Below are 20,360 nucleotides of genomic sequence, written 5' to 3'. Positions count from 1 at the left end.
CGACGTGCGCCGGCGACCGTGGGGCCAGCGGCGGCCAATGGGTGACCAATGGCGGCTGATCTCACCGGCGAGGCCGCACTGGAGCGCCGTGTCGCCCGCCGCGTTTTCCTCATCATGACGCTGTTTCTGATCGCCATCGGCGTGCTCAACGCCCTCGGCATTCTCACCGAAGCGCAACGCGCGAGCCGAGTGCTCGACCCCCGCGTGCCGTTCATCCTCGAATTGACCAGCGTCCTCGCCATGGTGGCGCTGGCGCCACTGGTCATCCTGTTCGAGCGCCGTGTGCCGTTCACCGCGGAGACCTGGCGCTCGGCCCTGTTCTGGCACGTGCTCGGCAGCATCGTGTTTTCCCTGTTGCACATCGCGCTGTTCATCGCACTGCGTACCGTCGCCTTCGCCTCGATCCTCGGCATGAGCTACAGCTTCTTCACCGACCTCCCCACCGACCTGCTCTACGAGTACCGCAAGGACATCTTCCCCTATTCCGTGCTGATCCTGATGCTGGGCCTGCAGCGCAGCCTCGAGGAGCATCGCCGCGAAGCCGAAGCGGCGCGGGCCGACGCCCGGCAGACCGGCAAGCTCACCCTCAAGGCCGGTGGCCGCACCATCTTCCTCGATGCCGCCTCGCTCGATTGGGCCAGCGCCGCCGGCAACTATGTCGAGATCCGCGCCAATGGCGCCACCCACCTCGCCCGCATCAGCCTGGCGGCGCTCGAGCAGCTGCTCAGCGATGCCGGCGTCGACGTCGCCCGGGTGCACCGCTCGCACCTCGTCAACCGCGCCAAGGTCCGCGAGATCGCGCCGGTCCGCGACGGCGATTTCACCATCCGCATGGCCGACGGCTCCGAACTCCGCGGCTCGCGCCGCTATCGCCAGGAGCTTGCATAATGGCCCGCAACATCTGGCTGTTCGTCGTCTCGCTGTTTATCGGCCCCGCCATCGGCGCCCTGGTGTTCTTCGCCTTCGCCGCCATCACCGACGGCATCATCGTGCATGCCGCCGGCCAGTCGGCGTCGAACTTCCTCGGCGAGAACTGGCCGATCATCCTCATCGCGGCCTATACCCTCGGCGCCATACCCGCCGCCATTTCCTCGGTCATCATCATGCTCGTCAGCCGCTTCCTGCCGCAGCTCTGGCAGCGCCTCGTCGCCGGCCCGGTGATCGGCGCCCTGGTCAGCGCCGCCGTCATCGGCCTCTTCCTCTTTTCCGACGACGTCAGCTCGGCCGATGATGTCATCATCATCAGCGGTGTGGCGCTCACCGGCGCCGTATCGGCGTTCTGCTGCGTCGGCCTGATCGAGCTTTGGCACGCGCTGCCGAAGCGCTCGGCTCCGGTGACCTGATGCACCTGCTCTCCGCCCAGGCCGGTGCCCTGCAACAGGAAGGCGAGGCCATCGACCTCGCCCAGTCCCCGGCGCCGATCATCTTCGCCTCCGCCGCCGACAGCGAACTGGCCATGCTCGCCGGCGCCGCCGATCGCGCCGGCACATCCGACCTGCGCCTCGCCAACCTGCTGCGTCTCAGCCACAACCTCTCGGTCGACCTGTGGCTCGAGCAGACCGTGCAGCACGCCCAACTTGTAGTTGTTCGGCTGCTCGGCGGCCCGGCTTACTGGCAGTATGGCGTCGACGAGCTGACCGCCCTGGCGCTGAGCGGCAAGATCCAGCTCGCCCTCCTCCCCGGCGACGCCAACCCCGACCCGATCCTGCAACAGCGCTCCACCATCCACCCCGACGACTGGACCAGGCTCCACAGCCTGTTCACCGCCGGCGGCCCGGACAATGCCGATACGCTGCTCAAGGCCTTCGCTGAGCTCGTGCAGTCGTCCTCCTCCCTCTCGCGGGGAGGCAAGGTTGGGGGGAGCCCCGCGCTCGAACCGAGCAGTTCGGCGCCCAAACCCTTCCACCGCTTCGGCCTCTGGCACCCCAACCATGGCATGCTCGACGCGCTGCCGGCCTCGCCCAACCCGAACGTGCCCGTCCTGTTCTACCGCGCTGCCCTTGAAGGCGCCGGCACCGGAACGCTCGAAGCCCTGATCGCCGAACTCGAAACCCGATCGCTCAACCCGGTCCCCATCGTCGTCTCGACGCTGAAGGAAGGCGCCTGCATCCGGTTCGTCCAGGCGGCTTTCGCCACGTATCCCCCCAGCGTTATCCTCAACCTCACCGGCTTTGCCCTCGGCCTCGACGGCCTCGACGCCAAGCAGAACCCCTTTGCCGGCACCGACGCCCCAGTGATTCAGCTGCTGCAGGGCGGCCGCCCCGAGGCACAGTGGGCCGCCGATATCCAGGGCCTCACGGCGAAGGATCTCGCCATGCAGGTGGTGCTGCCCGAGCTCGACGGCCGCATCGGCATGCTGTTGGTCGGCCACAAGCACGACGCCGTCTGGCACGAGCGCACCGAATGCCCGCTCTCCGCCTACGCCCCCGACGCCGATGGCATCCGCCGCGCCGTCACGCTGGCCAAGAACTGGACCACGCTGCGGGCCACTCCGCGCGCCGATCGGCGGGTTGCGGTGGTCCTCGCCAATTATCCGATCCGCGATGGCCGGTTGGCCAACGGGGTGGGATATGACGCGCCTCAGTCGACGGTGGAGATCATCAAAGCTCTCGATGGTGCCGGCTACATCACCGGTGGAGCCACAGCGCACCCCTCCCCCTTGAGGGGAGGGGATGGGGGAGGGGGTGGTTCAGTCGGCACTGAGGTTCCCCTCGCCACCCCCACCCCCCACCCCTCCCCTCAAGGGGGAGGGGAGCCGACCGGTGCACTCTTCTCCAATGCGCGCCATGTGCGATCGAGAAACGTCGAGCGGGCGCGCGGCCTGAGAAACAGCACGACTCCGCCTGAGCAACACATGTGGAAGCTGCTGCGCTCATTCACGGAGCACCACTTCCGCCGTCAGGTTCCGCTCGGGTCCTATGTAGCGGACTTCGCCTCACACCATCCTAAGCTGGTGATCGAGCTCGATGGCGAAACACACTTCAACTCGACGGCTGCCGAAAGCGATCGTCGCCGGACCGCGTTCCTCAACTCCATCGGCTATCGAGTCCTGCGGTTCACCAACAGCGACATCGTAACCAACCCCGAAGGTATTTGGACCGTCATTGAGGCCACGCTCACGGAACTGTCGCCCCCCTCCCCCTTGAGGGGAGGGGATGGGGGAGGGGGTGGTGCAGTCACCCCCGAGGTTCCCCCCGCCACCCCCACCCCCCACCCCTCCCCTCAAGGGGGAGGGGAGCAGATGGGCGTGCCGACCACCGGCAACGCCCTCATCGAACTCCTCCAAGCCGGCCCCACCAACGCCCATCCGGAGCGCGGCACCGGCATCCCGTTTCCCGTGAATCGCTACCGTGAGCTGTTCGCCACGCTCCCGGCCAAGATCCAGTCGGAAGTCACCGCCCGCTGGGGCGACCCTGCTGCCGATCCGTTCGTGCGTGGCGACGGCGCTAAATGCGCCTTCCATCTCCCGGCGATCCGCCTCGGCAACGTCGCCATCCTGGTCCAGCCGGCCCGCGGCTATCATCTCGACGAGACCGCCAGCTATCACGATCCGGACCTCGTGCCGCCACACGGCTATCTTGCTGCCTATCTCTGGCTGCGGCACGAGTTTGCGGCCCATGCCGTGATCCACAACGGCAAGCACGGCAATCTCGAGTGGCTTCCCGGCAAGGCCACCGCGCTCGACGCCGCGTCCTATCCCGCGGCGCTCTGGGCCGAGCTGCCGCAGCTCTACCCGTTCATTGTCAACGATCCGGGCGAGGGCACCCAGGCTAAGCGCCGCACCGGCGCGGTGATCATCGATCATCTGGTGCCGCCGCTGACCCGCGCCGAAACCTACGGCCCGCTCAAGGACCTCGAAGCGCTGCTCGACGAGTATTATGCCGCCTCCGGCATGGACCGCCGCCGCCTCGCCGGGCTCAGGAAACGCATCTTCGATTTCGCCCGCGACGCGCGCCTAGACCGCGATATCGGTCTCGTCCCGGATGAGTTCGAAACGCTGAAGCGCATCGACACCTTCCTCTGCGACCTGAAGGAAGCCCAGATCCGCGATGGCCTCCATATCTTCGGCCAATCCCCCACCGGCCGCCTCGAGCGCGACCTGATCGTCGCCCTTGCCCGCGTCCCGCGCGGCGAGACACCGGGTGAAGCATCGCTCATCCGCGCCCTCGCCGACGACCTGAAACTCGGCTTCGACCCGCTGACCGCCGATCTAGGCGCGCCATGGACCGGGCCGGTGCCCGCTGCTCCCCCCCTCCCAACCTCCCCCGCAAGGGGGGAGGTGTCGGCCGGTGCAGTCGGCGCGATCCTGCCCCAAACACCAGCCGGCACCCTCCCCCTTGCGGTTGGGGAGGGGGGCGCCCCTCGCACCGTCGGCGACATCGTCGAATACCTCGAAGCGCTGGCCGCCAACCTCGTCGACGGCCACCCGTCCGATGCCGATTGGCACGCCACCGCGGCCGTGCTCGAAACGATAGAACGCGTTATCCGTCCGAGCCTCGCCGCCTCCGGCCCCAACGAGATCGCCTCGCTGCTCCTCGGCCTCGACGGCCGGTTCGTTCCACCCGGCCCCTCCGGCGCGCCGTCGCGTGGCCGCCTCGACGTGCTGCCCACCGGACGGAACTTCTACTCCGTCGATATCCGGGCGGTGCCCACCCCCACCGCCTGGGAGCTCGGCCGGAAGTCGGCGGAAAACCTGCTGGTCCGCCACTTCCAGGATCACGGCACGCCGCTACGCTCGCTCGCGCTTTCCGTCTGGGGCACCGCCAATATGCGCACCGGCGGTGACGACGTCGCCCAGGCTCTCGCCTTCATCGGCGCCAAACCGGTCTGGGACCCGTCCTCGCTCCGCCTCTCCGGCTATGAGATCATGCCGCTGGCCAAGCTCGGGCGGCCGCGTGTCGACGTCACCCTCCGCATCTCGGGCTTCTTCCGCGACGCTTTCCCGGCTCAGATCGCGCTCTTCGACAAAGCCGTCCGCGCCATCGGCGCCCTCGACGAGCCCGAGGGCCAGAACCCGATTGCCGCCCGCATGCGCATCGACGCGCTGGAATTGATGAGATCCGGCGCCGACGATCGCACCGCGGCCCTCAGCGCCGGCCACCGCATCTTCGGTTCGAAACCCGGCGCCTATGGCGCGGGGCTCCAGGGCTTGATGGATTCCGGTAACTGGGAGACCAAGGCCAACCTCGCTGAGGCGTTCCTCAACTGGGGCCAGTATGCCTATGGCGCCAATGCCGACGGCACGCCCGAGCGCGATCGCTTCGCTGCGCGCCTCTCCGACATCGAGGCGGTGGTCCACAATCAGGACAATCGCGAGCACGACCTGCTCGACAGCGATGATTACTACCAGTTCGAGGGTGGCCTCGCCGTCACCGCCGAGAGCCTGACCGGCCGGGCTCCCGCCGCTTATCACAACGATCACTCGCGCCCCGAGCGGCCGATCGCCCGCACGCTGGCCGAGGAGATTTCGCGGGTCGTGCGCTCCCGCGTCGTCAATCCGAAATGGATCGATGGGGTGAAGCGCCATGGCTATAAGGGCGCCTTCGAGATCATCGCCACCGTCGACTATATGTTCGCCTTCGCTGCGACGACCGGCGCGGTGCAGACTCACCATTTCGATCTCGCCTTCGAGGCCTTCGTCGAAGACGATGCGACGCGTCGGTTCATCGAGGCCAACAACCGCTTCGGCTATGACGAGCTGATCGAAAAGTTCAACGAAGCCCGCCGGCGCGGCTTCTGGACCCCACGTTCCAATTCCGCTTTCGCCTATCTCGAGGACACTTGATGACCGACAAAGCCCCCAAGAAGACCGACCTGATGAGCGAAGCCGAGCGCGACGCCTATCACGCCGAAAAGATGCGGAAGAAGAAGGAGGCGCGGAACAAGATCCTCGCCACCAAGACCGAGGAGCGCGGCCTGCTCATCGTCCATACCGGCAAGGGCAAGGGCAAGTCGACCGCCGCCTTCGGCATGGTGTTCCGCGCCATCGGCCACGGCTTCAAGGTCGGTGTGGTGCAGTTCGTCAAGGGCGCCTGGAGCACCGGTGAGCGCGACGTGCTCGACAGGTTTCCCGACCAGGTGACCATCAAGGCGATGGGCGAGGGCTTTACCTGGGACACCCAGGATCGCCAGCGCGATCTCGCCGCCGCTCGCGGCGCCTGGGAAATGGCCAAGGAACTGATCGCCGACGAGAGTTTTAAGCTCATCCTGCTCGACGAGCTCAACATCGTGCTGCGCTACGACTACCTGCCGCTCGATGAGGTGCTCGAAGTGCTGCGGAACAAGCCGCGCGACACCCACGTCATCGTCACCGGCCGCAATGCCAAGGACGAGATCATCGAATTGGCTGACCTCGTCACCGAAATGACCGAGATCAAGCACCCGTTCCGCTCTGGGGTGAAGGCGCAGGCTGGGATTGAGTTTTAGCGGGGCTGAACGCGCACCGGCCCCATCTCCCCCTTGGCGGGGGAGAAAGCGAAAACTTGGGCTTAGCGGAGCTAAGTCCTTAGTTTTCGCAAGAGAGGGGGGCGTGGAGAGGCAGGGTGGCTCCGCATCCCCTCTCTTGGAATTTCTAAGGCTTAGCCAAGAAGCTAAGCCCAAGAAATTCCATTCTCCCCCGCAAGGGGGGAGAAGGCGGAGAGGCCGGTGGGTGCCTCCTACTCCAGCCACCGCGTATCGAATTTCGGGCTCGCGTGGATGTGGATGCTCTTCATCGGGCCGAGCGTCTTGAACTTGTGCGGGGTGTTTGCCGGCACCACCAGGATCTGGCCCGGCCCGGCCTCGAGCTCCTCGTCGCCCACCGTGAACACGGCCCGGCCCGCCTCGATGATGAAGGTCTCGGGGTAGGGATGGGTGTGGAGCCGTGGGCCGGCTCCGGCATCGACACTGTCATGCAGGATCACCGTGACATTGGCCTCGCCGCCTTCCCATTCGCCCGACTGGCGGGTGGGGTGCCTGGCCCAGTCCTCGCGTTGGTAGACCCGCGCCATCAGCACCCTCCTTTGAGGCTCCGCACCAACTGCTCCACCACCGGCTCCAGCTTGCCGAGGTCCACCGCCGAGTATTCCAGCTGGAACGCCGCATAGGCGCCATCGCAAAGCGCGATCATCCGCTGGTAGAGGATGCGCTTGCCCTGCGCCCCCGAAAAGCTCGCCCAGCTCGGCGTCACCGCTTCATAGCTGATATTCCAGCCGTCAGCCTCGGCGAAGCCCTTGGCTGAGGCGACGGCGTCTTCGAAGCTGTTCTCGGTGATATTGCCGCCCCATACCAGGAGCTTCGTGGCGCCGCCGCGAAAGGCGCGGCCGTCGCCATTATCAGCCTCCTTGCCCCACTCGAAGCCCGGCGGCACGTCGATGGTGTAGCCGAAGCGGGCATTGTCATATTGGCCCCAATCGGTGGCGAGCACCGGGGCGGCAAGGGCGATGAGCATCAGGCAAATCAAAAGGCGCATGGCGGCGAAGATCGCTCGCCATGCGCCGGCCTGCAACCTCAAACCCGGCGGCGCTTTCAGGAAAGCTTGCAGACCTTTCCGCTTCGAAAGCGCGACAGAGTCAAGGACCGAGGGGCTCAGGCGCCCTTCATCATCACCGCGGCGGCGAGCACGATGAACGCGACGATCAGAATCCAGAACGCGTAGGCACTGACGAACGGTATCGAGACGAGGGCGCCGAGCAACGCGATGACCGCGATGACGACGGCGACGATGAACATGGTCTGGCTAGGCGCATTGAGAGTCATGAAAGATCTCCTGGGTCATGCACACCGGCAAAGCTTAGGCGCGCCGCTGCATTGCAGCCATGCCGCGCCAGGGGCTTTGCACAGCTTGTGCGGCGCGCAGCCGCGATTGGGTTGCGCGCCGTTGCATCGGGGTGTCAGGCCGCTTTGAGCAGGACGGAGAGGGCGAGCACGACGAACGCAATCGCCATCAGCCAGAAAGCCCAGCCGATCATTCCGCCCAGCACGCCGAAGCGAGCAGGCCGACGATCGCGAGCAGCAGCGCCACCAGATACATCACCATGTTGGGAGCATTGAGAGCCATCTTAGCCTCCATGTGCCAAGACGCAGGGCCTGCGGATCGAGCCCGCATCGGCTGCTCAAAATGTGGTGATCGCTGGCTTCTGCCGCAAGGACTTGAACGGCTTGCGCTTTTCACGCTTGCGCGAGCTACGCCGGCTGCGTCCGGTTTCCGCTGTTCCGCCAAATTATCTTGTCGGGATAACAATTTAGCGACAATGCTTGGTTACGGTGCGCGCTTTCTACTGGGGCTTGGGGGCTTCAGCACATGTTCATACCGATTTTGGGGCGGCTCAACCGCCCCGCGATAGCGCTGATCCGGGCCTGCATGCTGGCCCTGCTGGCCCTTGCTGCGCCGCTTTCCGCCCAGGCGCAGAGCCCGGGCGCCTCCGCCCTCGCCCGCATCCAGGCGGCCGGCAAGCTCACCGTCGCGGTGTTCTTCGAGGATGTGGTGCCGTTCTTCTATGTCGGCCCGGATGGCAAGCTGATCGGCGTCGACCCCGCCATCGCCGAGGACATTGCCGAAAAGCTCGGCGTGACGCTGGAGTACAACCGCGCCGCCACCACCTTCGATGGACTGATCGACGAAGTGGTCGAAGGTCGCGCCGACATGGCGATCAGCCTGTTGAGCGATACGCTCGAGCGCGCCGCGCGCGCCAGCTTCTCTCAGAGCTATGTCAGCGTCCGCCAGTTCCTGTTGATCAACCGCCTGCAGCTCGGCCGTCTCGTCGCCGCCGATCCCGAGCGCGCCAATGACATCCCGGCGCTGCTCAACAATCCGCAGTCGCGCATCGGCGTCATCGATGGCACCTCCTATGTCGGCTTCGTCGCCGAGGATTTTCCTGAAGCGCAGAACGTTGCCTTCAACACCTGGGCCGAAATGCTCGCCGCAGTGAAATCCGGCGACCTGGTGGCGCTGATGTATGACGAGATCGAGATCGGCAACTGGCGCCTCGCCGATTCCGCCGGCGCCGTCGAGCTGCGGCCCTACCACCTTGCCGGCCATCCCGACACCATCGCCATCGCCATGCCGCCCGGCAATACCGACCTCAAGGCCTGGGTCGATCTCTACCTCACCAAGGCCAAGAGCAACGGCTTTCTCGATGGCGTGCTCAACACCTATCTCTACTCCAAGGACAGGGCGCTGATCGATGGCTGAGGTCTTGAAGGGCCGCCTCGGGCGGCTGCTCCTCCACCCCCTCGCAATCTTCAGCGGGCTCATTGCCGGCGGTGTGCTGGGCTGGCTGGATAAGGGCCAGATGCCGGTCATCGGCACGCTCGGCGATATCTACATTCGCCTCTTACAGATGTGTGTCATCCCGCTGCTGTTCACCGCGGTCGCCACCAGTCTCAGCCGCCTGTTCCTCGATGGCGCCGCCAATCGCTACTTCACCCGCCTGGTGCTGCTGATCATCGGTGGCCTTGCCGTCGCCGGGGCGCTCGGTGTCGCGCTGGGCTATTGGGGTCAGCCCGGCGGCGAGCTGCAGCTCGCGGCGCGCGAGGTCATCGGCAAGGTGATCTTCACCGCCGAGGCGGCCGGCACCGGCGTCGACCCGGCGCACAGCCAGGGGGTGTTCGCCGACCTGGTGGTCGGCATGTTCCCCGAGAACATTTTCGGTGCGCTGACCACCGGCAACAAGATCGCCATCCTGATGTTCGCCGTGCTGTTCGGCGTGGCGCTCGGCTCCATCGCGCGGGAGAAATCCGAGCGCGCCACGGCGCTGCTCGAGGCGTTCTACGACACCTTCATCAAGATCATCGAATGGCTGATGTACGTGCTGCCGTTCGGCCTGTTCTGCCTCGCTTACAGCCAGGTTTCAGCCGTCGGGCTCGACGTGCTGTTCGCCATGACCAAGCTGGTGGTCTTCATCTATGCCGGCGCCATCGTGCTGATCGCGCTCTACTCGGTGCTGATCTGGTGGCGCGTCGGCGGTAGCTATCTCGCGACGCTCGGGGCGATGCGCGAAACGGTGGTCGTCGCTTTCGGCACCTCCAGCAGCTACGCCTCGATCCCTTCGGCGCTGCGCGGACTCAAGGAGGGGCTGCGGCTCGATCGGCGCGTCGTCGATCTGGCGCTGCCGCTCGGCATCACCCTCAATCCACCCGGCTCGACCTTCCACTTCGCGCTGGCGACGCTGTTTCTCGCCAACCTCTACGGGCTGGCGCTCGACCCAGGGCAGATGGCGTTCGTGCTGTTCGGCGCCATGCTGGCCGGCGTCGCCGCCACCGGGGCGCCCGGTGTCGCGGCTTTGTCGATGATCTCGATCATCCTCGTGCCGCTGGGGTTGCCGGTCGAGGTGGCGATCATCCTTCTCGTTGCCATCGACCCGATCGTCGACCCGATTCTCACCGTGGTGAACGTCCAGGGCAATGCCGCGACGACCGCGCTGCTGGCGGGGAAGCCGGAGCCAGAGGCGGCGCATGTGGATGGCGCGAAAACGCCGAGGGTGGGGTAGGCGCTTAAGGGGAGGGCTATCGCATCCTGCAAAGCCCGGGTGTCTCCCGCGACCCCCTCCCTTGCGAAAACTAAGGACTTAGCTGCGCTAAGCCCAAGTTTTCGCTTTCTCCCCCGCCAAGGGGGAGAGTCCAGACTGATACTCAGGAGCAAGTGGAAGGCACCCGCTCGTCTCCCCCTTGGCGGGGGAGAAAGCAAAATCTTAGGTTTAGCCGTTTGGCTAAGCCTTAGATTTTGCAAGAGAGGGGGTCCTGGAGGGCACGATGGCTCGGCCGCTCACACCACCACGATACCCGAGTGCTTCGCCTTGTTCTCGGGCTCGACATGGATGGTGATCTGCGCTCGCTCCACCGCCTCGCGGAGCTTCAATTCGATCCCGTCGCAGATCGCATGCGCCGCCTCAACGCTCATCGTCCCGGGCACCACCAGGTGAAAGTCGATGAAGGTCATGGCGCCGGCCTGCCGGGTGCGGATGTCATGCGCCTCGAGCGCCCCGTCGGCATTGGCCGAGATGATTTCGCGGATCTGGTTGAGCAGTTTTGGCTCCACCGCCACGTCCATCAGGCCAATGACACTCTGCTTGATCAGCTCCCAGCCCGACCACAGGATCGCCAAGCCGACCAGCGCCGCAAGGATCGCGTCGAGCTGCACGAAGCCGGTTGCCGCCGCCAGCAGCACGCCGATCAACACGCCCAGCGTCGAGACCACATCGGTCCACAGGTGCCGGCCGTCGGCCACCAGCGCCGGCGATTGCTCCTCGCGGCCACGGCGCGACAGCCACCAGGCCCAGCCGGCATTAATGCCGGTCGCCAGCACGCTGACGCTGAGGCCCAGCGGATCGAGCTTGAACTCGCGCGGGTTGATGAAGCCGTAATAGGCCTCGCGGAAGATCAGCAGCGCCGCCACCGCGATGAAGATGCCGATCACCACGGCCGAAAAATACTCGGCCTTGTAATAGCCATAGGGCAGGCTGGCATCGGCCGGGCGCGCCGCGAGCCGCACCGCGATCAGCGCCACGATCGCCGTCACCACGTTGACCACGCTTTCCAGCGCATCCGAGAACAGCGCGATCGAGCCGGTCGCCCAGGCGGCATAGCCCTTCAGCGCCAGCACCAGGATGCCGACCACGAGGCTGCCATAGGCGACGCGCACCGCCAGATTTGAAGAACCGCTTGCCATCAGCGGCCAATAGCCGAGCCCTTTCGCGCTGGCAAGTCACTGAATTTGCATGTGATTTTGAGAAGCGTTCGCATCTGGGCCGGAATCGTTTGACCCGCTATGGGCCCCTCACTACAACCCATTGATAGCGCAGCGTTCCTTGATGGACTGAGACTCACGCCCGGTGCGGTCGACCCAATTCGGGGACCAAGTCCGGGGCTGCTGGTTGGTCGAAAAGCGAACTCTGCCTTTGTGCAAAACAGAGGCGAGCATGAATAAATCCCTGATCCTGCCGGCGGAAACCGCCGTGATGCTCTGCGGCCATGGCAGCCGCAACCAGCTCGCCGTCGGCGAGTTCGCGGTGCTGGCCGAACGGCTAAGGCAGCGCCTGCCGGGCGTTCCCGTGGAGTACGGCTATCTCGAGTTCGCCAATCCGGTGATCCATCAGGGGCTGGATAAGTTGCGGGCAGGCGGTGCCAGGCGCGTCCTTGCCGTGCCCGGCATGCTGTTCGCCGCCGGCCACGCCAAGAACGACATTCCCTCGGTGCTCAACACCTATGCCGCCGGCAAGGATGTCGAGATCACCTATGGCCGCGAGCTGGGCGTCGATCTGAAGATGCTGCGCGCTGCCGGCGATCGCATCCAGGAGGCGATCGATGCCTCGCCCAACGAGGTGCCGCGGCACGAGACGCTGCTGGTGGTGGTCGGCCGCGGCGCTTCCGATCCCGATGCCAATTCCAACGTGGCCAAGGTCATGCGCCTGCTCTGGGAGGGCATGGGTTTTGGCTGGGGCGAGGTCGCTTATTCCGGCGTCACCTTCCCGCTCGTCGCTCCGGCGCTCGACCATGCGGTGAAGCTCGGCTATCGCCGCATCATCGTCTTTCCGTACTTCCTGTTCACCGGCGTGCTGGTCAAACGCATCTACGATGCGGCCGATGAGGCCGCGGCGAAGTACCCGCATATCGAGTTCCTCAACGCGCCCTACCTCAACGACCATCCGCTGGTGGTCGAGACCTTCATCGATCGCATCCAGGAGATACTGGTCGGCCAGAACCTGATGAACTGCGCCATGTGCAAATACCGCGAGCAGGTGCTGGGGTTCGAGGCCGAGGTCGGTTTGAAGCAGGAGAGCCACCACCACCATGTCGAGGGCATTGGCGGCGGGCTGGAGAACTGCCCTTGCAAGGGCGATTGCGATTCATCGTGCCGCGACGAGGCCTTCTGCCTGAAGCATGGCCTGCCCTGGACGCCGCTCCACGCGCACGACCACGGTCACGACCATGCCCACCCGCACGCGCATCCGCACACTCACGCCCCAGCCCGGCACGCCCTCGTCGCCAACCCAGCCTTTCCGGTCATCCGTCTCGGCGGCAGCCACGATCACGGCTACCCCGAGGATCACGGCCATCACCACGGCGACGGTGCGCACCACCACCACGATGCCGATCACCACCATCACCCCTATCCGCACGCCGATCATCCGCTCGGGCCGGTGACGCTGCCCAAGGTTCCCGGCCGCCTTGCCCGTGAAGATGGCGAGAGCTGATGCCGCTGTTCGATCGCTACATCGCGGTGGATTGGTCGGCGGCAAATACGCCGAAGCGCGGCAAGGATTCGATCTGGATCGGCGAACTCGGCCCTGAAGGCCGGGTGCCGAGCCAGAACCCACCGACCCGCCACGCCGCGATGGCAGAGATCGCCGCCCGCCTGCTTGCCGCCCGCGGGCGCGGCGAACGCACCATGCTCGGCTTCGATTTCGTCTTCGGCTACCCCCGCGGCGGCGCGACGGCGATCGCAGCTGCCACCGGCCTCTCGGACACCTCCCCCCTTGTTGGGGACTTCGAGCCGGGCCGCAGGCAAAATCGCTCCAGTGGAGCGATTTTAGGGGAGAAGGCCATGAGAGCTACGCTCGAATGGCAAGGGAGGGGGGAGCCACAGCCACCATGGCTGCAGCTCTGGTCAGCCCTGGCCGGCACCGTCGTCGACAGCGCGGACAACAGCTCCAATCGCTTTCAGCTCGCCGAAGCGATCAACCTTCGGCTCGCCGACGGCCCGCATTTCTGGGGGCACCCGCACCAGCATAGCTATGCCGCTTTGCACCCCAAACGCCCGCCCAGCGCCTACGCAGCCATCCCCGAGCGCCGGATGGCGGAGCATTACGTCCGCAGCGCCCAGCCGGTATGGAAGCTGACTGGCGTCGGCTCGGTCGGCAGCCAAGCCATGCTCGGCATCGCCCGCCTCGCGGCCCTCCGCACCGACCCGCGCTTTGCCGCCGACATCGCCGTCTGGCCCTTCGAAACCGCCTTCGCCGACGACCTCAGCAGGCCGATCATCATCACCGAGATCTACCCCTCGCTGTTCCCGGTCAGCGCGGCCGATGGCTTGCCGCGCGACCGCGCCCAGGTCGAGGTCACCACCACACGCTTCGCCGAGCTCGACCGCGCCGGTCTCCTCCAAACCTTCCTCAACCCGCCCACCGAGCTGACCGCCGACCAGCGCGCCATCCTTATCGCCGAGGAAGGCTGGATCGCCGGCGCCGGCCACCAGGCGCTGCTCGCTCAGTTGCGGAGCGCCGCATGAGCTACCTCCGCGATCCCGCTGCCATCTATGCGCAGAGCTTCGCCACCATCGAGGCTGAAGCCGATCTCTCGTCGCTTGCGCCCGAACTTCACCCCGCCGCCATCCGCATGATCCATGCCTGCGGCATGGTCGATCTCGCAGCCGACATCGTCGGCGATCCCGCTGTTGCGGCGGCTTCTCAGGATGCGCTGCGCGCAGGCGCCCCCGTCCTCTGCGATTGCGAGATGGTCCGCTCCGGCATCATCCGCCGCCATCTGCCTGAATCCACCGAGCTCGTCCTCACCCTCAACGATCCCGCCGTGCCGGCACTGGCTGCCTCGCTCGGCACCACCCGCTCGGCCGCCGCCGTCGAGCTCTGGCGCCCCCGCCTCGCCGGCGCCGTCGTGCTGATCGGCAATGCCCCGACCGCGCTGTTCCACCTCATCGAACTGATCGCGGCCGGCGGCCCGCGCCCCGCCGCCATCATCGCCGCGCCGGTTGGTTTCGTGGGGGCGGCTGAAAGCAAGGCCTTGCTCGCGTCCAACGCGCTTTCTATGCCATTCCTCACGGTGCGCGGTCGCCGCGGTGGCTCGGCCGTCGCCAGCGCCGCCTTCAACGCCATTTCGAAAGACCTCGCATGACCGCCTGGCTGCACATCATCGGGGTAGGGGAGCGGGGGCCGAACGAGCTGCCGGCATCCTACAAGCTGCTGCTCAACTATGCCGATACCGTCGTCGGCCCGGCCCGCTTCCTCGCCGATCTCCAGCCGGTGACCCGCCCCAACGCCAGCGCCGACCTGTTCAACCCCGAATTCGTCACCAAGCGCAGCTTCGAGGCCGTGGCCCGGGCACTGGCCGGCGAGGAGCCCGATCATTCGCCTGCCGCTACCTACGCCGATGGCCGCACGCTGATCGAATGGGAGCCGCCGCTCGAGAGCATGATCGAACAGGTGATGGCGCTGCGCGAGACCCCCACCGTCATCCTCGCCTCGGGCGATCCGATGTGGTTCGGCATCGGCGCCACGCTGACCCGTTACCTGCTGCCCTCCGAGTTCGTCATCCACCCCCACCCCTCGGCCTTCCAGCTCGCCGCGTCGCGGCTGCACTGGCCGCTGCAGTCGGTCGCCACCCTGTCGCTGCATGGCCGGGCGGTGGAATCGATGCACCCGCATCTCCTCCCCGGCAACCGCATCCTGGCGCTCACCGCCGATCACACCACCGTCGACCTCGCCATCGAGCTGCTGGTCGATCGCGGCTATGGCCGCAGCCTCGTCACCACGCTCGAGAATCTCGGCAGCCCCGACGAGAAGATCACCGCCGACGAGGCAGAGAGCTTCAACAGCCGTGATATCGACGATTTCTACGTCCTCGCCATCGACTGCGTGCCCGATTTCACCGCTCCGCTGCTGCCCCCGGTTCCCGGCCTGCCCGACGAGGTCTTCGTCACCGATGGCCAGCTGACCAAGCGCGAGGTGCGGGCCGCCACCCTCGCCAAGCTCGCCCCGTTCCCCGGCGCGCTGCTCTGGGATGTCGGCGCCGGCTCGGGCTCCATCGCCATCGAGTGGATGCGCGCGGCCCGCGACGCCAAGGCCATCGCCTTCGAGCGCCAGGGCGAGCGCCTGCAGATGATCGCTCTCAATGCCGCCGCGCTCGGTGTGCCAAACCTTGAAATCGTCAGCGGTGAGGCGCCGGGGACCTTCGGCCGCACAGCCCCGCCCGATGCCATCTTCATGGGCGGCGATGTCGGCAATGACGACCTGTTCGATGCCTGCTGGAGCGCCCTGAAACCCGGCGGCAGGCTGGTCGCCAACGCCGTTACCCTCGATGCCGAGCACGCCCTCTATTCGCGCCATCTGCAGCTCGGCGGCGAGCTGACCCGCATTGAGATTTCCTCGCTCGACCGCGTCGGCGGTCATCGCGCCTTCAAGCCGCGCATGGCGGTAACGCAATGGCTGGTCACCAAGGCAATGCACGGCCTCGTGGTGACGCCATGAAAACCGAACCCACCACCGGTACGCTGCACCTCGTGGGCGTCGGCCCGGGGGATCCCGAACTGCTGACCTTGAAGGCGGCTCGGATTATCAGTTCCGCCCAAGTGGTCGCCTTCCCCCAGACCGAGAGCGGGACGACGATGGCGTTAGACATTGCTCGCGGTCATGTCGCCCCGTCCGCGGTGCTTGAGCCGATCAGCATCCCGATGACCATTCGCATGCCGAACGGCGAGTTCACCTCGAAAGAGGAGCACTATCTGGCTGCAGCAGCCATCATCGAGGGGCACCTTCTTGCGGGCCGCGACGTTGTCTACCTCTGTGAAGGTGATCCGCTATTTTACGGAACCTCTATCTACGTCGGCACCGGGCTTTGGGACCGCTTCCCCGTCAAAGTCGTACCGGGCATAACCTCGATGAATGCGGCCGCCGCCGCGATCCCCTTTCCGCTGGTTGCCCGCTTCGAGTCACTCACGGTGTTGACTGGGCCCAGTCCTGACGAAATCTTGCTGCCCAGCATCGACGACGCCGGGTCGGTGGTCATTCTCAAAGTCGGTCGTCACTACGATCGGCTGCGGGCGCTGCTGGAAAAGACTGGTCGAGCCGAATGGGCATGGCTTGTCGAGAATGTCGGCGGGGAGCGGCAACGCATTGTTCGCGTTCGCGACGCGGAGCCGGGCCCCAAACCCTACTTCTCACTGCTGCTCTGCTACTCAGGAGCGGAGTTCTGGCTCGAATGACTCCCGCCATCATCATCTTCGCCGATACCGGCCTCGATACCGCCAACCGCATTGCCGAGGCGACCGGTGGTGAGATCTACAGCTGCGGGCAGGGCGGCGCCGACGCGCTGAAACTGTTGCCGCGGCTGTTCTCCGAAGGCCGCCCGATCATTGGGGTCTGTGCTGCCGGCATCCTGATCCGGCTGCTCGCCTCGAGCCTCGAGAACAAGCAGAAGGAACCGCCAGTGCTTGCCGTCTCGCTCGGCGGCGCCAGCATCGTGCCACTGCTTGGCGGCCATCGCGGCGCCAACCGGCTGGCGCGCGAACTCGCCGACGAACTGGGCGGCCATCCGGCCATCACCACGGCGTCGGACAGCAAGTTCCTCCACAGCCTCGATGAGCCGCCTCCGGGCTGGGTGCTCGGCACCCCGCAGGACGCCAAGCCCGCCATGATGGCGCTGCTGCTCGGTGCCAAGCTGCAGATCGAGGGTGAAGCGCCATTTCTCGCCGAAGCCGGCTACCCGGTCTCTTCGATGGGTGCGGTCAAGGTGTTGGTCTCCGAGCAGAAGCTGCGCATCGAGCGCGGCGTCGTCTATCACCCCAAGACGCTGGTCGCCGGTGTCGGCTGCGAGCGGGGCGCCGACGCCGAGGAGGTCATCGGCCTCATCGATTTCGCCCTGCGCCAGCAGAACCTGGCGCCCGAAAGCCTGGCCGCCATCGCCTCGATCGACATCAAGGCCGACGAGCCGGCGCTGCTCGAAGCCGCGCGGCACTTCAAGGTGCCACTGCGGCTGTTCTCGGCTGCTGAACTCCTCCAGGAGCGCTACCGCCTCAAGTCGCCGTCCGACTATGTCGAGGAGACCGTCGGCACCCCCAGCGTCGCCGAGGCGGCGGCGCTGAAGGCCGGCCCGCTGGTGGTCGAGAAGCTGAAATCCGACCGCGCCACCTGTGCCATCGGCAAGGCGCTGCACCCGATCGATCCCGAAGGCTTCGGCCGTCGACCGGGCGTGCTGCACCTCGTCGGCATCGGGCCGGGCGAAGCCGTCTCGCGTACCGCTGCGGCGGTGAACGCGCTCGAACAGAGCACCGATTGGGTCGGCTACGAGCTCTACATCGATCTTGTCGCCGATCTCCGCCGCGGCCAGGTCGAGCATCGTTACGGCCTCGGCGAGGAAGAGAGCCGGGTCCGCCACGCCCTCGAGCTCGCGGCCGAGGGCAAGGTGGTTTCGCTGGTCTGTTCCGGCGACGCGCAGATCTACGCCATGGCGGCGCTCGCCTATGAGCTGCTCGACGCCACCGGCCCGCGCGCCGTCTCCGAGGTCGCCCGCCGCGTCAACCTCGAAACCCACCCTGGCGTCTCCGCCTTCCAGGCCGCGTCCGCCGCGGCCGGCGCGCTGATCGGCCACGATTTCTGCTGCATCTCGCTCTCCGACCTGCTCACCCCACGCCAGGACATTCTGAAGCGGCTCGACGGCGCCGCCCGCGCCGATTTCGTCACCGCGCTCTACAACCCGCGCTCGCAGCGCCGCACCGACCTGATCGAGGAGACCAAGCGCATCTTCCTCGAGCACCGCCCGCCCTCGACCCCGGTGATCATCGGCTCCAATCTCGGTCGCCCCACCGAAAAGGTTCGCGTCGTCGCGCTGGCCGATCTCGATCCGACCGAGATCGACATGCTGACCATCGTGATGATCGGCTCCAGTAGCTCGCGCACCTTCCAGCGCGGCTCCGGCACCGTCGCCTACACCCCACGCGGCTACGCAGCCAAGGGGGCTGGCGATGGGAACTGAAGCCTGCGCTCCCCTCCCCCTTGAGGGGAGGGGCTGGGGGTGGGGGTCCATCAGTGGCCCACCGCACCACCCCCTCCCTCAATCCCTCCCCTCAAGGGGGAGGGAGGCTCGAGCCTCCAGAGTTCCTGCATGACCGTCTACTTCATCGGCGCCGGCCCCGGCGCGCCCGATCTCATCACGCTGCGCGGCCAGCGCCTCATCGAGCGCTGCGAGGTCTGCCTCTATGCCGGCTCGCTGGTCCCCGCCGAGATCGTCGCCGCCGCCCCTGAAGGTGCACTGGTCCGCGACACGGCGCCGATGCATCTCGACGAGATCATTGACGAGATCATCAAAGCCAATGACGCCGGCAAGGATGTGTCGCGCGTCCATTCCGGCGATCCTTCGATTTACGGCGCTGTCGCCGAGCAGATGCGCCGCCTCGATGCACTCGACATCCCGTATGAGGTGGTGCCTGGTGTTCCCGCCTTCGCCGGCGCTGCCGCCCGTATCGCGGCCGAGCTGACGTTGCCGGAGATATCGCAGACCATCATCCTCACCCGTACTTCGGGCAAGGCTTCGGCCATGCCTGAGTCGGAGAGCCTCGAGATCCTGGGCTTGTCGAAGGCAACGCTCTGCATCCACCTGTCGATCCGCAATCTCGGCTATGTCGAGACCGCGCTGACCCCGAATTACGGGGCCGACTGCCCGGTGGTGATCATCTACCGCGCCACCTGGCCGGACGAGGAAGTGATCTTCACCACGCTCTCCGAGATGAAGGCGCGCGTCCGCGAGGAGAAGATCACCCGCACCGCGCTCATCCTCGTCGGCCGCGTCCTCGGCGAAACCCGCTTCCGCGAGTCCAAGCTCTACGACGAGAGTTTTGCCCATGTGCTGCGCAACGCCGGCAAGAAGAAGCTGAGGGCAGGGGGATGATGGCCGCGAGGGCCCGCGCCAGCCTCTCAGATATTCGACCCCAGCTTCAGCGCCGCGATCGCTTGCCCGACCGTCGGCACCTCGTGCGCCGGCGGCAAAGCCGGCCGGGCGATCATGAACACCGGGAGCCGCAGCCGCAGCGCCGCCTGCAGCTTCGCCTCGGTCTGCGCCCCACCGGAATTCTTGCAGATCAGGTGGGTGATTCCCTGGTCCTGCATCATCTGGAACTCGCCATTGAAAAAGAATGGCGGCCGCGCCAACAGCGACGTGGCGTTGACCGGCAGTTCCTTTTCCGGCGGCTCGATCGAGCGCACCACGAAGCTGCAATCGGTGCGCTTCAGATAGACGTCGAGCTGGGTGTGCCCGACGGTCAGCAGCGCCCGCGCCCCCTTGGGCAGGCTGGCCGCCGCCTCCTCGGCATTGGCGACATGCTTCCAGAACGCATATTGCGGCTCGCTCCAGGCCGGCCGGGTCAGCCGTACCAGTCGCATCTCAGCCAGCTCCGCCGCCCGCACGGCGTTGCGCTTGATCTCTTCGGCATAGGGGTGCGTGGCGTCGACCAGCCGGTCGAAGCGCTCGGTGATGATGTAGTTGCCCATCCCGTCGCCGCCGCCAAACCCACCAATGCGCACCTCGCCCGCTGGCAACAGCGGATCGCTGGTCCGGCCCGCCAGCGACGTGGTCACCGCGTGGCCCATCTTGGTCAATTGCGCAGCAAGCTGCCGCGCCTCTTCGGTCCCGCCGAGGATCAGGATCTTCATCTATTT

18 protein-coding genes are annotated in these 20,360 nt (G+C 66.4%); 13 read left to right on the top strand and 5 right to left on the bottom strand.

Going from position 1 to position 20,360, the window contains the following annotated elements; genetic code table 11:
* Positions 1-48 precede the first annotated feature (48 nt).
* Genes ACSQ23_RS02575 through cobO form a run of 4 tightly spaced genes read left to right on the top strand, consistent with a single transcriptional unit; the run spans position 49 to position 6,426 of the window.
* The gene (locus ACSQ23_RS02575; RefSeq protein WP_436089600.1) at positions 49-888 is read left to right on the top strand and encodes a LytTR family DNA-binding domain-containing protein; all 840 of its coding nucleotides are present in this window, start codon (positions 49-51) and stop codon (positions 886-888) included.
* On the top strand, positions 888-1,343 hold the full coding sequence (locus ACSQ23_RS02570) for a hypothetical protein (RefSeq protein WP_436089599.1): 456 nt from the start codon (positions 888-890) through the stop codon (positions 1,341-1,343). The genes ACSQ23_RS02575 and ACSQ23_RS02570 overlap by 1 nt, the downstream gene beginning before the upstream one ends.
* The gene (locus ACSQ23_RS02565; protein ID WP_436089598.1) at positions 1,304-5,785 is read left to right on the top strand and encodes a cobaltochelatase subunit CobN; all 4,482 of its coding nucleotides are present in this window, start codon (positions 1,304-1,306) and stop codon (positions 5,783-5,785) included. Before ACSQ23_RS02570 ends, ACSQ23_RS02565 begins: the two co-directional genes overlap by 40 nt.
* Positions 5,785-6,426: a cob(I)yrinic acid a,c-diamide adenosyltransferase gene (gene cobO, locus ACSQ23_RS02560; RefSeq protein ID WP_055876740.1), complete on the top strand. Its 642-nt coding sequence runs from the start codon at positions 5,785-5,787 to the stop codon at positions 6,424-6,426. Before ACSQ23_RS02565 ends, cobO begins: the two co-directional genes overlap by 1 nt.
* 230 nt (positions 6,427-6,656) lie before the next feature.
* Here the strand turns inward: cobO and ACSQ23_RS02555 are convergent, their stop codons facing one another.
* The 3 genes from ACSQ23_RS02555 to ACSQ23_RS02545 all read right to left on the bottom strand — a co-directional run bounded on the left by ACSQ23_RS02555 (position 6,657) and on the right by ACSQ23_RS02545 (position 7,737).
* Positions 6,657-6,989, bottom strand: a complete 333-nt coding sequence (locus ACSQ23_RS02555) for a cupin domain-containing protein (protein WP_436089597.1) — start codon at positions 6,987-6,989, stop codon at positions 6,657-6,659.
* Positions 6,989-7,429 carry a hypothetical protein gene (locus ACSQ23_RS02550; RefSeq protein ID WP_436089596.1) on the bottom strand — a complete coding sequence of 147 codons (441 nt, stop codon included), beginning with the start codon at positions 7,427-7,429 and terminating at the stop codon, positions 6,989-6,991. The genes ACSQ23_RS02555 and ACSQ23_RS02550 overlap by 1 nt, the downstream gene beginning before the upstream one ends.
* 137 nt (positions 7,430-7,566) lie before the next feature.
* Positions 7,567-7,737 carry a hypothetical protein gene (locus tag ACSQ23_RS02545; protein ID WP_176730404.1) on the bottom strand — a complete coding sequence of 57 codons (171 nt, stop codon included), beginning with the start codon at positions 7,735-7,737 and terminating at the stop codon, positions 7,567-7,569.
* A gap of 544 nt (positions 7,738-8,281) precedes the next feature.
* On the opposite strand from ACSQ23_RS02545, the gene ACSQ23_RS02540 reads away from it, so the two are divergent.
* Both ACSQ23_RS02540 and ACSQ23_RS02535 read left to right on the top strand, forming a co-directional pair.
* The gene (locus tag ACSQ23_RS02540) at positions 8,282-9,172 is read left to right on the top strand and encodes an ABC transporter substrate-binding protein (RefSeq protein ID WP_436089595.1); all 891 of its coding nucleotides are present in this window, start codon (positions 8,282-8,284) and stop codon (positions 9,170-9,172) included.
* A complete protein-coding gene (locus ACSQ23_RS02535) occupies positions 9,165-10,469 on the top strand; it encodes a dicarboxylate/amino acid:cation symporter (RefSeq protein WP_436089594.1) in 1,305 nt (434 codons plus the stop codon). The genes ACSQ23_RS02540 and ACSQ23_RS02535 overlap by 8 nt, the downstream gene beginning before the upstream one ends.
* 275 nt (positions 10,470-10,744) lie before the next feature.
* Here ACSQ23_RS02535 and ACSQ23_RS02530 read toward each other — a convergent pair whose 3' ends face one another.
* Positions 10,745-11,647, bottom strand: coding sequence for a cation diffusion facilitator family transporter (locus ACSQ23_RS02530; RefSeq protein WP_436089593.1), 903 nt, complete (start codon positions 11,645-11,647; stop codon positions 10,745-10,747).
* Between the two features lie 250 nt (positions 11,648-11,897).
* Between ACSQ23_RS02530 and ACSQ23_RS02525 the strand changes: the two genes are divergently transcribed.
* The 7 genes from ACSQ23_RS02525 (at position 11,898) to cobM (ending at position 19,593) form a co-directional block, all read left to right on the top strand.
* Positions 11,898-13,172, top strand: a complete 1,275-nt coding sequence (locus ACSQ23_RS02525; RefSeq protein ID WP_436089592.1) for a sirohydrochlorin chelatase — start codon at positions 11,898-11,900, stop codon at positions 13,170-13,172.
* Positions 13,172-14,206 carry a hypothetical protein gene (locus ACSQ23_RS02520; protein WP_436089591.1) on the top strand — a complete coding sequence of 345 codons (1,035 nt, stop codon included), beginning with the start codon at positions 13,172-13,174 and terminating at the stop codon, positions 14,204-14,206. The genes ACSQ23_RS02525 and ACSQ23_RS02520 overlap by 1 nt, the downstream gene beginning before the upstream one ends.
* A complete protein-coding gene (locus ACSQ23_RS02515) occupies positions 14,203-14,826 on the top strand; it encodes a precorrin-8X methylmutase (RefSeq protein WP_055998855.1) in 624 nt (207 codons plus the stop codon). The genes ACSQ23_RS02520 and ACSQ23_RS02515 overlap by 4 nt, the downstream gene beginning before the upstream one ends.
* Complete coding sequence (cbiE, locus tag ACSQ23_RS02510; RefSeq protein WP_055998857.1) at positions 14,823-16,178, top strand: precorrin-6y C5,15-methyltransferase (decarboxylating) subunit CbiE; 1,356 nt, start codon at positions 14,823-14,825, stop codon at positions 16,176-16,178. The genes ACSQ23_RS02515 and cbiE overlap by 4 nt, the downstream gene beginning before the upstream one ends.
* Positions 16,175-16,912, top strand: coding sequence for a precorrin-2 C(20)-methyltransferase (gene cobI, locus ACSQ23_RS02505; protein ID WP_055998858.1), 738 nt, complete (start codon positions 16,175-16,177; stop codon positions 16,910-16,912). The genes cbiE and cobI overlap by 4 nt, the downstream gene beginning before the upstream one ends.
* Positions 16,909-18,681 carry a precorrin-3B C(17)-methyltransferase gene (gene cobJ, locus ACSQ23_RS02500; RefSeq protein ID WP_436089590.1) on the top strand — a complete coding sequence of 591 codons (1,773 nt, stop codon included), beginning with the start codon at positions 16,909-16,911 and terminating at the stop codon, positions 18,679-18,681. The genes cobI and cobJ overlap by 4 nt, the downstream gene beginning before the upstream one ends.
* A gap of 129 nt (positions 18,682-18,810) precedes the next feature.
* Positions 18,811-19,593, top strand: a complete 783-nt coding sequence (gene cobM / locus ACSQ23_RS02495) for a precorrin-4 C(11)-methyltransferase (protein ID WP_055998862.1) — start codon at positions 18,811-18,813, stop codon at positions 19,591-19,593.
* 26 nt (positions 19,594-19,619) lie between these two features.
* On the opposite strand, the gene ACSQ23_RS02490 is transcribed toward cobM, so the two are convergent.
* Positions 19,620-20,354 (bottom strand): cobalt-precorrin-6A reductase, encoded by a 735-nt coding sequence (locus ACSQ23_RS02490; RefSeq protein WP_055998864.1) that lies wholly within the window; start codon positions 20,352-20,354, stop codon positions 19,620-19,622.
* Positions 20,355-20,360 lie beyond the last annotated feature (6 nt).

It is taken from the genome of Devosia sp. LjRoot16, assembly GCF_964252795.1.
Classification (GTDB): Bacteria; Pseudomonadota; Alphaproteobacteria; order Rhizobiales; family Devosiaceae; genus Devosia_A.
This window is presented reverse-complemented; position numbering and strand designations above follow the sequence as displayed.

Coding starts and splice junctions, on each gene's coding strand:
- cobO (WP_055876740.1), top strand. CDS start 5,785: ATGACCGACAAAGCCCCCAAGAAGACCGACCTGATGAGCGAAGCCGAG.
- ACSQ23_RS02520 (WP_436089591.1), top strand. CDS start 13,172: ATGCCGCTGTTCGATCGCTACATCGCGGTGGATTGGTCGGCGGCAAAT.
- ACSQ23_RS02515 (WP_055998855.1), top strand. CDS start 14,203: ATGAGCTACCTCCGCGATCCCGCTGCCATCTATGCGCAGAGCTTCGCC.
- ACSQ23_RS02530 (WP_436089593.1), bottom strand. CDS start 11,647: ATGGCAAGCGGTTCTTCAAATCTGGCGGTGCGCGTCGCCTATGGCAGC.
- cobM (WP_055998862.1), top strand. CDS start 18,811: ATGACCGTCTACTTCATCGGCGCCGGCCCCGGCGCGCCCGATCTCATC.
- ACSQ23_RS02555 (WP_436089597.1), bottom strand. CDS start 6,989: ATGGCGCGGGTCTACCAACGCGAGGACTGGGCCAGGCACCCCACCCGC.
- cbiE (WP_055998857.1), top strand. CDS start 14,823: ATGACCGCCTGGCTGCACATCATCGGGGTAGGGGAGCGGGGGCCGAAC.
- ACSQ23_RS02490 (WP_055998864.1), bottom strand. CDS start 20,354: ATGAAGATCCTGATCCTCGGCGGGACCGAAGAGGCGCGGCAGCTTGCT.
- cobI (WP_055998858.1), top strand. CDS start 16,175: ATGAAAACCGAACCCACCACCGGTACGCTGCACCTCGTGGGCGTCGGC.
- ACSQ23_RS02575 (WP_436089600.1), top strand. CDS start 49: ATGGCGGCTGATCTCACCGGCGAGGCCGCACTGGAGCGCCGTGTCGCC.
- ACSQ23_RS02550 (WP_436089596.1), bottom strand. CDS start 7,429: ATGCTCATCGCCCTTGCCGCCCCGGTGCTCGCCACCGATTGGGGCCAA.
- ACSQ23_RS02535 (WP_436089594.1), top strand. CDS start 9,165: ATGGCTGAGGTCTTGAAGGGCCGCCTCGGGCGGCTGCTCCTCCACCCC.
- ACSQ23_RS02540 (WP_436089595.1), top strand. CDS start 8,282: ATGTTCATACCGATTTTGGGGCGGCTCAACCGCCCCGCGATAGCGCTG.
- ACSQ23_RS02570 (WP_436089599.1), top strand. CDS start 888: ATGGCCCGCAACATCTGGCTGTTCGTCGTCTCGCTGTTTATCGGCCCC.
- ACSQ23_RS02525 (WP_436089592.1), top strand. CDS start 11,898: ATGAATAAATCCCTGATCCTGCCGGCGGAAACCGCCGTGATGCTCTGC.
- ACSQ23_RS02545 (WP_176730404.1), bottom strand. CDS start 7,737: ATGACTCTCAATGCGCCTAGCCAGACCATGTTCATCGTCGCCGTCGTC.
- cobJ (WP_436089590.1), top strand. CDS start 16,909: ATGACTCCCGCCATCATCATCTTCGCCGATACCGGCCTCGATACCGCC.